Source organism: Pseudomonas sp. ABC1, assembly GCF_013395055.1.
Lineage (GTDB): Bacteria > Pseudomonadota > Gammaproteobacteria > Pseudomonadales > Pseudomonadaceae > Stutzerimonas.
On the sequence record NZ_CP058349.1, the window covers coordinates 3,910,165 to 3,923,536 of the forward strand.

The following is a 13,372-nucleotide window of genomic DNA, read 5'->3' on the forward strand; positions in this document are numbered from 1 at the left end:
AGTTGTCCATGTGTATCGAGCCGGGCCTCTATCGTCATTACAAGGGGCCGCATTACCGTGTATTCGCCGTGGCGAAGCATTCCGAGACGGAGGAGGACGTGGTCTTCTACCAGGCGCTCTACGGCGATTTCGGTTTCTGGGTGCGTCCGCTTTCGATGTTTCTGGAGCAGGTGGAGGTCGAGGGCGAACGCTTGCCACGCTTCGCCCTGATCGAGGCTGAAAGTGGCCGATTGCAGGCCGACCCAACCCCGCGTGCTTGACCTTACCTCCATCGCCACTATATATAGCGGTGCTTTTCCGGCGCCCGCCGCCTTTTCGCTCTCTCGATTCAGGAACCTTCCTCCCCATGGGTAAATCGCTGGTCATCGTGGAATCACCGGCCAAGGCCAAGACCATCAACAAGTATTTGGGCAACCAGTACGTGGTGAAGTCGAGTATCGGCCATATCCGCGACCTTCCCACCAGTGGTTCGGGCACCAAGGAGCCGGTCAAGCGTGGCAAGGCGGCGAGCGCCGAGAGTCCGGCACTGTCGCCCAAGGAGAAGGCCAAGCGTCAGTTGTTCACGCGCATGGGCATCGACCCGGAGCATGGCTGGAAGGCGCGCTACGAGATCCTGCCGGGCAAGGAAAAGGTCATCGACGAGTTGCGACGACTGGCCAAGGATGCCGACACCATCTATCTCGCGACCGACTTGGATAGAGAGGGGGAAGCCATCGCCTGGCACCTGCGTGAGTCCATTGGCGGCGATGACAGCCGCTACAGGCGCGTGGTGTTCAACGAGATCACCAAGAAGGCGATCCAGGAAGCCTTCGCCCATCCTGGCGAGCTGGACATCAACCGGGTCAACGCGCAGCAGGCGCGGCGCTTCCTCGACCGCGTGGTGGGCTACATGGTGTCGCCGCTGCTGTGGGCGAAGATTGCCCGTGGGCTGTCCGCTGGCCGCGTGCAATCGGTGGCGGTGAAGCTGGTGGTCGAGCGCGAGAAGGAAATCCGCGCCTTCATTCCCGAAGAGTACTGGGAAGTGCATGCCGACCTGGGCACCGCCAAAGGCGCCAAGGTCCGTTTCGAAGTGGCGCGCGAGCACGGCGAGGCATTCAAGCCGCTCAACGAAGCCCAGGCCCAGGCCGCGCTGGCCAAGCTCAAGGCATCGAGCTACAGCGTCGCACGCCGCGAGGACAAGCCGACCAGCAGCAAGCCCTCGGCGCCATTCACCACCTCCACCCTGCAACAGGCCGCCAGTACGCGCCTGGGCTTCGGTGTGAAGAAGACCATGATGATGGCCCAACGTCTCTATGAGGCGGGCTACATCACCTATATGCGTACCGACTCGACCAATCTGTCGGACGATGCCGTGGCCATGGTGCGCGGCTTTATCGAGGGCGAGTACGGCGACAAGTACCTGCCGGGCAAGCCGAACGTCTACAGCAGCAAGGAAGGCGCCCAGGAGGCGCACGAGGCGATTCGTCCGTCCGACGTCAACCTGCGGCCTACGCAACTGTCGGGCATGGAACGCGACGCCGAGCGCCTGTACGAGCTGATCTGGCGGCAATTCGTGGCGTGCCAGATGCCGCCGGCGCAGTACCTGTCGACCACCGTCAGCGTCGTTGCCGGCGATTTCGAGCTGCGCGCCAAGGGCCGTATTCTCAAGTTCGACGGTTTCACCCGGGTGCAGCCGCCGCAGGGCAAGGCCGGCGAGGACGATGTGCTGCCGGAAATGACCGAGGGCGAGCTGCTCAAGCTGCTCAAGCTCGACCCCAGCCAGCACTTCACCAAGCCGCCGGCACGTTTCTCCGAAGCGAGCCTGGTCAAGGAACTGGAGAAACGCGGTATCGGCCGCCCGTCGACCTACGTGGCGATCATCTCGACCATTCAGGATCGTGGCTACGTCACCGTGCAGAACCGGCGCTTCTATGCCGAGAAGATGGGCGACATCGTTGCCGAGCGTCTCAGCGAAAGTTTCGCCGATCTGATGGACTACGGTTTCACCGCCGGCATGGAAGAGCAACTCGACGATGTCGCCCAGGGCGAGCGTGAGTGGAAGCACCTGCTGGACGCGTTCTACAAGGACTTCAAGCAGAAGCTGGAGATCGCCGAGTCCAGCGATGGCGGCATGCGCTCCAACCAGCCGACCCTGACCGACATCCCGTGCAAGGCCTGTGGCCGGCCGATGATGATCCGTACCGCCTCGACCGGCGTGTTCCTCGGCTGCTCGGGCTACAGCCTGCCGCCCAAGGAGCGCTGCAAATCCACCGTCAACCTGATCCCGGGCGATGAGATCGCCGCCGATGACGAAGGTGAGTCGGAGTCCCGTGTGCTGCTGGGCAAGCGCCGCTGCCCGATCTGCAGCACGGCGATGGATGCCTACCTGCTCGATGAGCGGCACAAGCTGCACATCTGCGGCAACAACCCGGATTGCACCGGCTACGAGGTCGAGGAAGGCCAGTACCGGATCAAGGGCTACGAAGGTCCGAGCCTGGAGTGCGACAAGTGCGGCAGCGAGATGCAGCTCAAGTCCGGGCGCTTCGGCAAGTTCTTCGGCTGCACCAACGCTCAGTGCAAGAACACCCGCAAGCTGCTGAAGAACGGTGAAGCCGCGCCGCCGAAGATGGACGCGGTGAAAATGCCGGAGCTGCGCTGCGAGAAGGTCGATGACACCTATGTGCTGCGCGACGGCGCATCGGGGCTGTTCCTGGCTGCCAGCCAGTTCCCGAAGAACCGCGAGACCCGTGCACCACTGGTGATCGAGCTGTTGCCGCACCGCGACGAGATCGATCCGAAGTACCACTTCCTGCTGGATGCCCCGCAGCGTGACCCGGAAGGCCGCCCAGCGGTGATCCGTTTCAGCCGCAAGACCAAGGAGCAGTACGTGCAGACCGAGGTCGAGGGCAAGCCGACCGGCTGGAAGGCTTTCCACGACGGCTCCAAGTGGAAGGTTGAGGACAAGCGCTGAGGCGAGTGCCTGTGCGCTGACGGGTGATCGGGGCGGGTGGGTCGCAGGGTGCAGGCGCATTCTCGGCCCGTCCGGGCAACCGGCTCCCGTTGCTGCTTTCCCATTATCGCGTCGGCCTTTCCTGTCTCTGGTATTCGATGCGCCGCCGGCGCATGCTGAGAGTCATTATCGTTGAGAGGATCGCAAGGCATGGCCAACGAACGCTACACGCGCACCAACCAGAAACTTCACTTCACCAGTTTGGCGCTGGAGCGCTGGCAGCAGGCCCGTACGCAAGGCGACAGTACGCTGCAGGCCGCCGAGCGCGAGACGTGTCTGTTGCACCTGTATGGCGCGTTGCTGGGGTTGTGCCATGAGGTGGGCGGCTTCTATCGCCTGGCAGGTGCCGAAGGGGGGGCCGTCGAGGTGATTCTCAAGCGGCCACTGCTGCAGGCATCGCCGAGCCCTGAACTGGCGGAATTGCTCGAGTTGTCCGAGCATTCGGACACCTGGCTGGCACGCCTGCTGCGTAGCCATGCGGCGCTGTTCCTGCCCCTGAGGCCTGCTCCGAAGGTCCGCCAGGACGTGACGCAACCGCTGATCGAAGCCGTGACGCTGGAGCCGGCAAGCGACGAGCTGAGCCTCGAAGATGTCCAGGGCTGGCGCGGGCAACTCAGGGAGCTGGTGCTGCGTTTTCGCGAATCGATGAACGAGTGCTGAGCCGCGCCCAAGGCGCGGTGTGGCAATCAGGGAATCATCAGGATCTTGTGCTGTTGCAGGCCAAGCCGCCATTGCGGGTGGGCCTTGCAGTAGTCGATCGCGTCCAGGGTGTTCTGCGGCCGTTTTTCCTCGTCCATCGGTTGCAGGTAGAACACCTCGAAATCCAACTGCTCGAACCGGCTTGGCAGGGCGTCTTGCTGCGGATAGACCAGTTTCAGCTCATTGCCCCGGGTGATGACCAGCTCGGCGCTGGATTTCGGGCTGACGCAGACCCAGTCGATGCCTTCGGGCGGGGCGATCGTGCCGTTGGTTTCGACCGCGATGGTGAAGCCTCGGGCATGCAGCGCGTCGGTGAGGGCCTTGTCCACTTGCAGTAGCGGCTCCCCGCCGGTGAGCACGACGTATTTATGGCGGGCATCCTGTTCGGGCCATTGCGCGTCGATGGCGTCGGCGAGCGCTCCGGCTTGCCTGAACTTGCCGCCGCCTGGCCCGTCGGTGCCGATGAAGTCGGTGTCACAGAAGCGACAGACGGAGGTGGCACGGTCCTGTTCCCGCCCCGACCACAGGTTGCAACCAGTGAAGCGGCAGAACACCGCCGGACGTCCTGCCTGGGCGCCTTCGCCTTGCAGGGTGTAGAAGATTTCCTTGACGCTGTAGGTCATGCCGACACATCCCGCGCATGGGATGACGGGCCTTCCGCATACTGCTGGTAGCCGGTCTTGCGCAATTGGCAGGCGGGGCATTCGCCACAGCCATAGCCCCAGGCATGGCGCTGACCGCGCTCGCCCAGGTAGCAGGTATGGGTGTCTTCCTGAATGAGCTCGACGAAGCCGCTGCCGCCCAATTGGCTGGCCAGCGCCCAGGTCTGGTTCTTGTCGAGCCACATCAGCGGCGTCTCGATCACCAGGGCGCTGTCCATGCCCAGGCTGAGGGAGACTTGCAGGGCTTTCAGGGTATTGTCCCGGCAGTCCGGGTAGCCCGAGTAATCCGTCTCGCACATGCCGCCCACCAGCACGCTGAGGCCACGTCTGTAGGCCAGTGCGGCGGCGAAGGTGAAGAACAGCAGGTTGCGGCCCGGTACGAAGGTGTTGGGCAGGCCGTTCTGTTCGAACTCGATGGCCTTTTCATGGGTCATGGCCGTTTCGCTGATCTGGCCCAGCAGTTTCAGGTCGAGGAAATGGTCTTCTCCCAGTCGCTCCCGCCACGCCGGGTAGTCCTCGCGCAGGCGCTGGAGAATGCGTTGCCGGCAGGCGAGCTCTACGCTATGGCGCTGGCCGTAGTCGAAGCCGATGGTCTCGACGTGCTGATAACGGTCCAGGGCCCAGGCCAGGCAGGTGGTGGAGTCCTGCCCACCGGAAAAGAGGACCAGGGCGCGTGTGTGCATGATGTCTCCGTCTGCCTTGCAAGGCCGCCGTGTGGTGGAAGTCGGTGCTGGGCCGCTTTCAGGGGCGGCAATGCTACCGCAGATGCCTGGCGAGGTCATTGCGTCCGGCCGGGTGGTGCTGGGTCGTTGCGCGATATGAAGGTTGAAACTGGGTTGGCCAGTCAGTCTGTGGCCGGCCATCGACCGTTTGTGCTGTCCTGGCGTCCGTGGTGTCGCGAACCCGACCAGCCCCTCTACGCAACACGCATGAACCCGTCGTCCATATGAATCAGGGTCTGCTCTTCGTCGGCGTCCCTGCCGACGAAGGTTGCTCCGAGGGGCTGGTCGGGCTCGCGGCAAATACCGAAGTGACCATAGGAAAAAGCTACAACTCCGTCGCTCCCGCGCAGGCGGGAGCCTAGGTGCGCAAGGCTAAGGTCGGCGGGCAGTCACCAGCGAAGACGGCTGTGCGGATGCCAGGTGGCGGGACGGGGCATGTGGGAATACATCCCCGGCAGCGCCCGCTTTTGCTCACTCTCCCGCTTGCGGGAGAGGGCTGGGGAGAGGGTGTCAGACGGAAGAACCCTCTCCCCCGGCCCATCCCCCATAAATGGGCGAGGGGAGAAAGCTCCATCGCAGCGCAAGCCGGTCGTTCTGATGCATAATCGCGGCCTTTTTCAGGTCGTTCGACCCTGCCTTTCGGCAGGGCTTCGTACAGGGCGGTCCAGTGGGGCGAGGTTTGCATGGAAATCTATAAAGAATTCACCTTCGAATCGGCACACAAGTTGCCGAACGTACCCGATGGCCACAAATGTGGGCGTCTGCATGGCCACTCGTTTCGGGTCGCCATCTATGTGAAGGGGCCGCTGGACCCGGTGTCGGGCTGGGTCATGGACTTTTCCGATATCAAGGCCATCTTCCGGCCGATCTACGAGCAGCTCGATCACCATTACCTGAACGATATCCCCGGGTTGGAGAACCCCACCAGCGAGGTGCTGGCCCAGTGGCTCTGGGCACGCTTGAAGCCGCTGCTGCCGGGGCTCTCGCGCATCCGCGTGCATGAAACCTGCACCAGTGGTTGCGAATACACCGGGGATTGATCGCGGCCGCCGTCAGTCCTTGGGGCTGGCCTGTTCGAAGCGGTCGATCTGGCGCAGGGGTTTGAACCAGAGCATCCAGGTCGCGACGATACCGATCGAGCACAGGCTGCCCAGTACGGCGGCGGGCACCACGCCGAGCCAGGCGGCGCTGCTGCCGGCGCGGAATTCGCCCAGTTCGTTGGAGGAACCGATGAACAGCATGTTCACCGCGTTGACGCGGCCACGCATGTTGTCCGGTGTCGAGAACTGGATCAGTGAGGAGCGGATATAGACGCTGACCATGTCGGCGGCGCCCGCGATCAGCAGGGCAGCGAAGGACAGCCAGAACAGCGTGGACAGGGCGAACACCAGGTTGGCCAGGCCGAAGATGGCGACGGCGCCGAACATGGTGAGGCCGACCTTGTGGTTGAACGGATGCAAGCTCAGGTACAGACCCATGCCGATCTCGCCGATGGCGATGGCGCTGCGCAGGGCGCCCAGGCCTTCCGGGCCGACCTGGAGCACGTCCTGGGCATAAATCGGCAGCAGGGCGACGACGCCGCCCAGCAGTACGGCGAACAGGTCGAGGGAGATGGTGCCGAGGATGATCGGGCGATTGCGGATGAAGTGAATGCCGGCCGTGAAGCGCTCCCAGGCGGCGCCGTCCGGTTTTTCCATCTTCTCGGCGAAGCGCACGGGTACCCAGATCAGCAACAGCAGCCCGAGCAGGAAGCCGCTCATGCACAGGCCGTAGGTGAGCACACCGCCACCCCAGGCATACAGGCCTCCCCCGAACAGCGGGCCGAGGATGCTGGCACCGCGCATGATCATGCTGTTGGCGGCGATGGCAGCGGCCAGTTGCTCGCGGGGCACGATCTGCGGCAGCAGGCTTTGCAGCGCCGGCCCGGTGAAGGCGCGGGCGCAGCCGAACAGCGCCAGCACCGCGTAGATCCCCAGCGGGTTCTGTGTGCCGCTGAAGGACAACCAGGCCAGCAGTGCCGCACAGATCGCCTCGACGCCCCAACTGAGCGCCAGGATCGGCTTGCGCGCATAGCGGTCGATCAGGTCGCCCGCTGGCATCAGCAACAGCAGCATGGGCACGAACTGCGCCAGCCCGACATAGGCCAGGGACATGGGGTCGCGGGTCATTTCGTAGACTTGCCAGGCGACCACCACCGCCTGGATCTGGATCGCACCGACGGCGACCATGCGGCCGATCAGGAAGGGCAGGAAGCCCGGGTGGCGGTAGACGCTTGCAGGTTTCGTGGGGCTGGAGAGGCTGGACAATTCAGGGCTCGCGACAGGGTGTTCGGTCAAGCGCGGGTCATTGGCATGGCGCGCGCCTGGTGCGGTTTCAACAGGATGTACCGGGAATGGCGCCCCTACGAGGCCGTGGCAAGCCGGCTTTCACGGTGCCGGGTTGGGTTGTGATTGGTGCAGCGCTTCCAGCTCGGCGAGCAGCGCCTCGTCCAGCGTGACGTCGATGCTCGCCAGGTTGCTGGAGAGTTGTTCCAGGCTGGTGGCACCGATGATGTTGCTGGTGACGAAGGGGCGGCTGGTGACGAAGGCCAGGGCCAGTTGCGCAGGGTCGATCGCGTGCTGTCGGGCCAGTTCGACGTAGCGCGGCACGATGCGTTCGACCTGCGGGTTGCTGTAGCGCTGGAAGCGTTCGAACAGGGTCAGGCGGCCATTGGCCGGGCGGGCGCCGTCCAGGTACTTGCCGGAGAGAACGCCGAACGCCAGGGGGGAGTAGGCCAGCAGCCCGACCTGTTCACGCAGGGCGATTTCCGCCAGGCCGACCTCGAAGCTGCGATTGAGCAGGTTGTACGGGTTCTGGATGGACACCACGCGTGGCCAGCCGCGGCTTTCTGCCAGTTGCAGGAAGCGTTGCACGCCCCATGGGGTTTCATTGGACAGGCCGATGTGGCGAATCTTGCCCGCCTTGACCAGGTCGTCAAGCACTTCCAGGGTGTCTTCGATGGCGACGAAGCGGTCGTCCGGGTCGTACTTGAAGCCCAGTTCTCCGAAGAAGTTGGTCTTGCGATCCGGCCAGTGCAGTTGGTAGAGGTCCAGGTAGTCGGTGTTGAGGCGTTGCAGGCTGGCGTCCAGGGCGGCGGTGATATTGGCGCGGTCCAGGCGCGGGTTGCCGTCGCGGATATGCTCCATGCGCCCTGGGCCGGCGACCTTGCTGGCCAATATCCAGTCGCTGCGGTCGCCGAAGCGGCGGAAGTAATTGCCGATGATGCGTTCGGTGCTGCCATAGGTTTCGCCACCGGGCGGGACCGGATACATCTCCGCAGTATCCAGGGTATTGACCCCGGCATCCTTGGCCAGGCGGATCTGTTCGAACGCTTCGGCCTCGGTGTTCTGCTCGCCCCAGGTCATGGTGCCGAGGGTGATGGCGCTGACCTTGAGGTCGGTACGTCCAAGCGGGCGGTATTGCATGGCAGACTCCTGTGCAAAGGCAGGCGCAAATAGTACGCCCATCACATAACCTTTTCTTCTGTTTATGCGAGAGGCGTCAGTGCGCAATGGGCTGGGTAATGGCGCGGCGTACCTTAGGCAAGGCGGCGAAGGCTTGTGAAATATCCGATGGTTCTATGCTAATGCTCGCTTGTCCGTCTCTTGCGAGCCCGGCCAGTCGTTCCACGAAACATCGGATAAGAAGGGGGTTCTTCGTCGGCGTTCCTGCCGACGAAGGTTTTTCCGAGGGGTGATGACGGACGCTGTAGCCTCCCAGGTTGCCGGCAGACTCAGCTCGGCTCCACCGCGTGACGCTGCAGCTCGGCCTTGTCGAAGTCGTCCACGTCGATGACCTTGCGCCGCGCGGCTTCTGCCGCCTGCACGAGCCTGGCCTCTTCCTCGTTGAGCAGGCCGGCCCGCTGCGCCGCGAGGATGACATCTTCCCCTGGCTCCGGCTGGAGATCGCCGCGCTTGAGGGCTTTCTGTACGGTGCGCAGGGTTTCGCGTTGCGCGTGCAACTGCTCGAAGGCCTGCTTCAGGGCGCCCAGTGGTTGCTCGGGCGATTCTGGGCGGTAGGCGCCTTCGAGTATCTGCTCCAGCGCCGGGTCGCCTTCCGGGCGTCCGAGGATTTCCGCGACCTGTGCGTCCAGTTCATCGGATGGGCCTGCATGGCGTGCGCCGAAGGGGAAGACCAGCAGGTGCAGCAGGCAGCCCAGTGCTTTGTTGGGGAAGTTCTGCAGCACGCCGGCCAGCGCCTGTTCCGCCTTGTGCAGGCAGTCTTCCAGGCTCCAGCGCAGCAGCGCGGCCTGCTCGGTCGGATAGCCCAGGTCGTGGTAGCGCTTGAGCGCGGCCGAGGCCAGGTAGAGGTGGCTGAGGGCATCGCCCAGGCGCGCGGACAGGCGCTCGCGGCGCTTGAGTTCGCCACCGAGCAGCATCATCGACAGGTCGGCGAGCATGGCGAAGGCAGCGGCCAGTCGGTCCAGCGCACGGAAGTAGGGGCGAGTCAGCTCATTGCCGGGGGCGTTGCCCAGTTTGCCCAGGGTCAGGCCGAGCACCAGGGTGCTGGCGCTGTTGCCGATGGCGAAGCCGATGTGTTGCAACAGCAATTCGTCGAAGCGGGCGACGGCGCGGTCACGATCCGGTTCGTTGGCCAGTTCCATTTCCTTGAGCACGAAGGGATGGCAGCGAATGGCACCCTGGCCGAAGATCATCAGGTTGCGCGAGAGGATGTTGGCACCTTCGACGGTGATCGAGATCGGCGCCGACAGCCACAGGCGACCCAGGTAGTTGCTGGGGCCGAGGATGATGGCCTTGCCGCCGTGGATATCCATGGCGTCGCGGATGCACTCGCGGCCACGTTCGGTCAGGTGGTACTTGAGGATCGCCGAAAGTACCGAGGGCTTTTCGCCCAGGTCCACCGCGTTGGCGGTGAGGATGCGCGCGCTGTCCATCAGCCAGGCATTGCCGCCGATGCGCGCCAGGGGCTCCTGGATACCTTCGAAGGCCGCCAGCGGCACGCCGAACTGCTCGCGGATGCTCGCGTAGCGCCCGGACACATAGCTGCAGGTCTTGGCGGCGCTGACACCGGTGGCTGGCAGGGAGATGGAGCGGCCGACGGACAGGCAGTTCATCAGCATCATCCAGCCTTTGCCGATCATGTCCTGCCCACCGATGATGGCGTCCAGGGGTACGAAGACGTCCTTGCCCCAGTTCGGGCCGTTCATGAATGCCGCACCCAGCGGCAAATGGCGACGGCCGATGCTGACGCCGGCGGTGTCGGTGGGGATCAGGGCCAGGCTGATGCCCAGTTCGTCCTTGTCGCCCAGCAGGTGGTCCGGGTCGTAGGTCTTGAAGGCCAGGCCGAGCAGGGTCGCCACCGGGCCGAGGGTGATATAGCGTTTTTCCCAGTTCAGGCGCAGGCCGATGACTTCTTCGCCTTGCCACTGGCCTTTGCAGATCACGCCGGTGTCGGTCATGGCGCCGGCATCGGAGCCGGCGTGGGGGCCGGTCAGGGCGAAGCAGGGGATGTCGCTGCCATTGGCCAGGCGTGGCAGGTAATGGTTGCGTTGCGCCTCGGTGCCGTAGTGCAGCAACAGTTCCGCCGGGCCGAGGGAGTTGGGCACCATCACGGTGCTGGCCAGGTCGCCGTTGCGAGTCGCCAGCTTCATCACCACCTGCGAGTGGGCGTAGGCGGAAAAGCCCTTGCCGCCGTATTCCTTGGGAATGATCAGGGCGAAGAAACCGTGGGTCTTGATAAAGTCCCAGGCTTCCGGGGGCAGGTCCAGGCGCTGGCTGATGTCCCACTCGTCGACCAGTGCGCAGAGTGCTTCGGTGGGGCCATCGATAAAGGCTTGTTCTTCGTCAGTGAGCCTGGCCACGGGATAGGCGAGCAGGGTGTCCCAGTCCGGGCGGCCGCTGAAGAGCTGGCCGTCCCACCAGACGCTGCCTGCGTCGATGGCGTCGCGCTCGGTTGCGGAAATCGGTGGCAGGACTTTCCTGAACCAGTCGAACATCGGCGCGCTGAAATACGTTCGCCTCAGCCCGCTGCTGAGTACGGGAATGGCAACGGCCGCCAGGCCCAGCCACAGGATGAACATAAGCCACACGGGGCCGCCGTTGCACAGCCCCATCAGCAGCAGGTAGGCGGCCACGGCTCCGAGGATCGGGCGGGCGCCAAGACGCAGGTGGGCCAGGATGGCGATACCCAGCAACAGAACCAGTAACCAGATCAGCGACATGGCGTTCCTCTCCTCGAACGGGTGGGTTGTGCAGTTGACCGGCAGTCTCTGCTGGAAGTTCTTGCACTCCATCGTGCAGGGGCATCTGGCAAGCCAGGTGTAATTCCTGGTTGCAATTGTGCGTTGGCGCCCCCATCTGCCATCCACCTTCCCGTGTTGTGTGCATGCCCTCTATGAGTTCCGCTCTCTCCATCCGTCAGTTGACCAAGACCTATGGCAACGGCTTCCAGGCCCTCAAGGGGATCGACCTGGACGTGGCCGAAGGCGATTTCTTCGCGCTGCTTGGCCCCAACGGTGCCGGCAAGTCGACCACCATCGGCATCCTTTCGACCCTGGTTAACAAGACCTCCGGCACTGTCGAAGTCTTCGGTCGCGACCTGGATCGCGACCCTTCCGGGCTCAAGCGTTGTCTGGGCGTGGTGCCGCAGGAGTTCAACTTCAACCAGTTCGAGAAAGCCTTCGATATTCTCGTGACCCAGGCCGGCTACTACGGCATTCCCGCCCGCGTGGCCAAGGAGCGCGCCGAGCGCTACCTGCACGAGCTGGGGCTGTGGGACAAACGCAACGTCGCCTCGCGCATGCTCTCCGGCGGTATGAAGCGCCGGTTGATGATCGCCAGGGCGCTGATCCACCAACCGCGCCTGCTGATCCTCGACGAGCCGACGGCCGGGGTGGATATCGAGCTGCGGCGTTCGATGTGGAGTTTTCTCACCGGGCTGAACCGTGAGGGCATCACCATCATCCTCACCACGCATTACCTGGAAGAGGCCGAACAGTTGTGCCGCAACATCGGCATCATCGACCACGGTGAAATTGTGCGAAACACCAGCATGCGTGAGCTGCTGCGGCAACTGCATGTGGAAACCTTCCTGCTCGACCTCAAGGATGCCCAGGTGCAGGTTCCTGACCTGGGCGTCTATCCCACGCGCCTGGTCGACCCGCACACGCTGGAGGTGCAGGTGGACAAGGAGCAGGGCGTCACCGAACTGTTCCGCCTGCTGGCAGCCAAGGGCATCGAGGTGAGCAGCCTGCGCAACAAGACCAACCGACTGGAGGAGCTTTTCGTGTCGATGGTGCAGAACAACCTGTCGAAGGTGGCTCCATGAAGCCTGAACTGAGGGACAACCTGGTCGCGCTGAACACCATCGCCTACCGGGAGATTCGCCGTTATATCCGCATCTGGCCGCAGACGCTGCTGCCCCCGGCAATCACCATGGTGCTGTACTTCGTGATCTTCGGCAGCCTGATCGGCGCGCGTATCGGCGAGATGGACGGCTTCAGCTATACCCAGTACATCGTGCCGGGGCTGATCATGATGTCGGTGATTACCAACGCCTACAGCAACGTGGTGTCGAGCTTCTTCAGCACCAAGTTCCATCGCTCCATCGAGGAGTTGCTGGTGTCGCCGGTGTCGCCCCATGTGATCGTCATCGGCTATGCCCTGGGCGGTATTACCCGTGGCCTGGCGGTGGCCTTTATCGTCACGCTGCTGTCGCTGTTCTTCACTGAGTTGCAGGTGCATCACCTGGGTGTGACGCTGCTGGTGATCGTGCTGACGGCGACGGTGTTTTCCCTGGGTGGCCTGATCAACGCGGTGTTCGCGCGCAATTTCGACGATATCTCCATCGTGCCGACCTTCGTGCTGACGCCACTGACCTACCTGGGCGGGGTGTTCTACTCGATCCACATGCTGCCGCCATTCTGGCAGACCCTGTCGCTGGCCAATCCGATCCTGCACATGGTCAACGCCTTCCGCTACGGCATCCTGGGGGTTTCCGACATCCATATCGGCATCGCCATCAGTTTTATGCTGGCTGCGGTGGCGGTGCTGTACCTGGTCACGGTGGGGCTGCTCAAGAGCGGTCGGGGCATGCGGCAGTAGGCTGGGTTGGCGGCCAATACCCAGGTTCTAAGGAAATACACCGCATGAAAACAACGATGTACGGTTTTAGGCTTGTATTGCCGGCTCAATATTGCGTTCAGGGCTGGTCGTTCTCATGGCCGCGTATCGCGATCCCGACCAGCCCCTCTACGCAACACGCATGAACCCATCCATGGGGCTCTTCGTCGGCGTCCCTGC

The 13,372-nt window shown here is 63.6% G+C and carries 11 protein-coding genes; 6 read left to right on the forward strand and 5 right to left on the reverse strand.

The window, feature by feature from the left end; translation table 11 throughout:
- Positions 1–8: 8 nt before the first annotated feature.
- The 3 genes from HW090_RS17230 (at position 9) to HW090_RS17240 (ending at position 3,649) form a co-directional block, all read left to right on the forward strand.
- Positions 9–260 (forward strand): DUF1653 domain-containing protein, encoded by a 252-nt coding sequence (locus tag HW090_RS17230; RefSeq protein WP_179114678.1) that lies wholly within the window; start codon positions 9–11, stop codon positions 258–260.
- Positions 261–346: 86 nt separating this feature from the next.
- Positions 347–2,950 (forward strand): type I DNA topoisomerase, encoded by a 2,604-nt coding sequence (gene topA / locus HW090_RS17235; protein WP_179114679.1) that lies wholly within the window; start codon positions 347–349, stop codon positions 2,948–2,950.
- 189 nt (positions 2,951–3,139) lie between these two features.
- The gene (locus HW090_RS17240; protein ID WP_179114680.1) at positions 3,140–3,649 is read left to right on the forward strand and encodes a DUF6586 family protein; all 510 of its coding nucleotides are present in this window, start codon (positions 3,140–3,142) and stop codon (positions 3,647–3,649) included.
- A gap of 26 nt (positions 3,650–3,675) precedes the next feature.
- Here the strand turns inward: HW090_RS17240 and queE are convergent, their stop codons facing one another.
- Both queE and queC read right to left on the reverse strand, forming a co-directional pair.
- The gene (gene queE, locus HW090_RS17245) at positions 3,676–4,311 is read right to left on the reverse strand and encodes a 7-carboxy-7-deazaguanine synthase (protein ID WP_179114681.1); all 636 of its coding nucleotides are present in this window, start codon (positions 4,309–4,311) and stop codon (positions 3,676–3,678) included.
- A complete protein-coding gene (gene queC / locus HW090_RS17250) occupies positions 4,308–5,033 on the reverse strand; it encodes a 7-cyano-7-deazaguanine synthase QueC (RefSeq protein WP_179114682.1) in 726 nt (241 codons plus the stop codon). The genes queE and queC overlap by 4 nt, the downstream gene beginning before the upstream one ends.
- A gap of 722 nt (positions 5,034–5,755) precedes the next feature.
- Between queC and queD the strand changes: the two genes are divergently transcribed.
- On the forward strand, positions 5,756–6,112 hold the full coding sequence (queD, locus tag HW090_RS17255) for a 6-carboxytetrahydropterin synthase QueD (RefSeq protein WP_179114683.1): 357 nt from the start codon (positions 5,756–5,758) through the stop codon (positions 6,110–6,112).
- Between the two features lie 12 nt (positions 6,113–6,124).
- Here the strand turns inward: queD and HW090_RS17260 are convergent, their stop codons facing one another.
- The 3 genes from HW090_RS17260 to HW090_RS17270 all read right to left on the reverse strand — a co-directional run bounded on the left by HW090_RS17260 (position 6,125) and on the right by HW090_RS17270 (position 11,292).
- Entirely contained in the window at positions 6,125–7,300 is a 1,176-nt protein-coding gene (locus HW090_RS17260; protein WP_179114952.1) for an MFS transporter, read from the reverse strand.
- A 198-nt stretch (positions 7,301–7,498) separates the two neighbouring features.
- Positions 7,499–8,536, reverse strand: a complete 1,038-nt coding sequence (locus HW090_RS17265) for an NADP(H)-dependent aldo-keto reductase (RefSeq protein ID WP_179114684.1) — start codon at positions 8,534–8,536, stop codon at positions 7,499–7,501.
- Positions 8,537–8,844: 308 nt separating this feature from the next.
- The gene (locus HW090_RS17270; RefSeq protein WP_179114685.1) at positions 8,845–11,292 is read right to left on the reverse strand and encodes an acyl-CoA dehydrogenase; all 2,448 of its coding nucleotides are present in this window, start codon (positions 11,290–11,292) and stop codon (positions 8,845–8,847) included.
- A 173-nt stretch (positions 11,293–11,465) separates the two neighbouring features.
- On the opposite strand from HW090_RS17270, the gene HW090_RS17275 reads away from it, so the two are divergent.
- Both HW090_RS17275 and HW090_RS17280 read left to right on the forward strand, forming a co-directional pair.
- Complete coding sequence (locus tag HW090_RS17275; protein ID WP_179114686.1) at positions 11,466–12,398, forward strand: ABC transporter ATP-binding protein; 933 nt, start codon at positions 11,466–11,468, stop codon at positions 12,396–12,398.
- Complete coding sequence (locus tag HW090_RS17280; protein WP_179114687.1) at positions 12,395–13,174, forward strand: ABC transporter permease; 780 nt, start codon at positions 12,395–12,397, stop codon at positions 13,172–13,174. The genes HW090_RS17275 and HW090_RS17280 overlap by 4 nt, the downstream gene beginning before the upstream one ends.
- Positions 13,175–13,372: the final 198 nt, after the last annotated feature.

Coding starts and splice junctions, on each gene's coding strand:
- topA (WP_179114679.1), top strand. CDS start 347: ATGGGTAAATCGCTGGTCATCGTGGAATCACCGGCCAAGGCCAAGACC.
- HW090_RS17260 (WP_179114952.1), bottom strand. CDS start 7,300: ATGGTCGCCGTCGGTGCGATCCAGATCCAGGCGGTGGTGGTCGCCTGG.
- HW090_RS17230 (WP_179114678.1), top strand. CDS start 9: ATGTGTATCGAGCCGGGCCTCTATCGTCATTACAAGGGGCCGCATTAC.
- HW090_RS17270 (WP_179114685.1), bottom strand. CDS start 11,292: ATGTCGCTGATCTGGTTACTGGTTCTGTTGCTGGGTATCGCCATCCTG.
- queC (WP_179114682.1), bottom strand. CDS start 5,033: ATGCACACACGCGCCCTGGTCCTCTTTTCCGGTGGGCAGGACTCCACC.
- queD (WP_179114683.1), top strand. CDS start 5,756: ATGGAAATCTATAAAGAATTCACCTTCGAATCGGCACACAAGTTGCCG.
- HW090_RS17280 (WP_179114687.1), top strand. CDS start 12,395: ATGAAGCCTGAACTGAGGGACAACCTGGTCGCGCTGAACACCATCGCC.
- HW090_RS17275 (WP_179114686.1), top strand. CDS start 11,466: ATGAGTTCCGCTCTCTCCATCCGTCAGTTGACCAAGACCTATGGCAAC.
- HW090_RS17265 (WP_179114684.1), bottom strand. CDS start 8,536: ATGCAATACCGCCCGCTTGGACGTACCGACCTCAAGGTCAGCGCCATC.
- HW090_RS17240 (WP_179114680.1), top strand. CDS start 3,140: ATGGCCAACGAACGCTACACGCGCACCAACCAGAAACTTCACTTCACC.
- queE (WP_179114681.1), bottom strand. CDS start 4,311: ATGACCTACAGCGTCAAGGAAATCTTCTACACCCTGCAAGGCGAAGGC.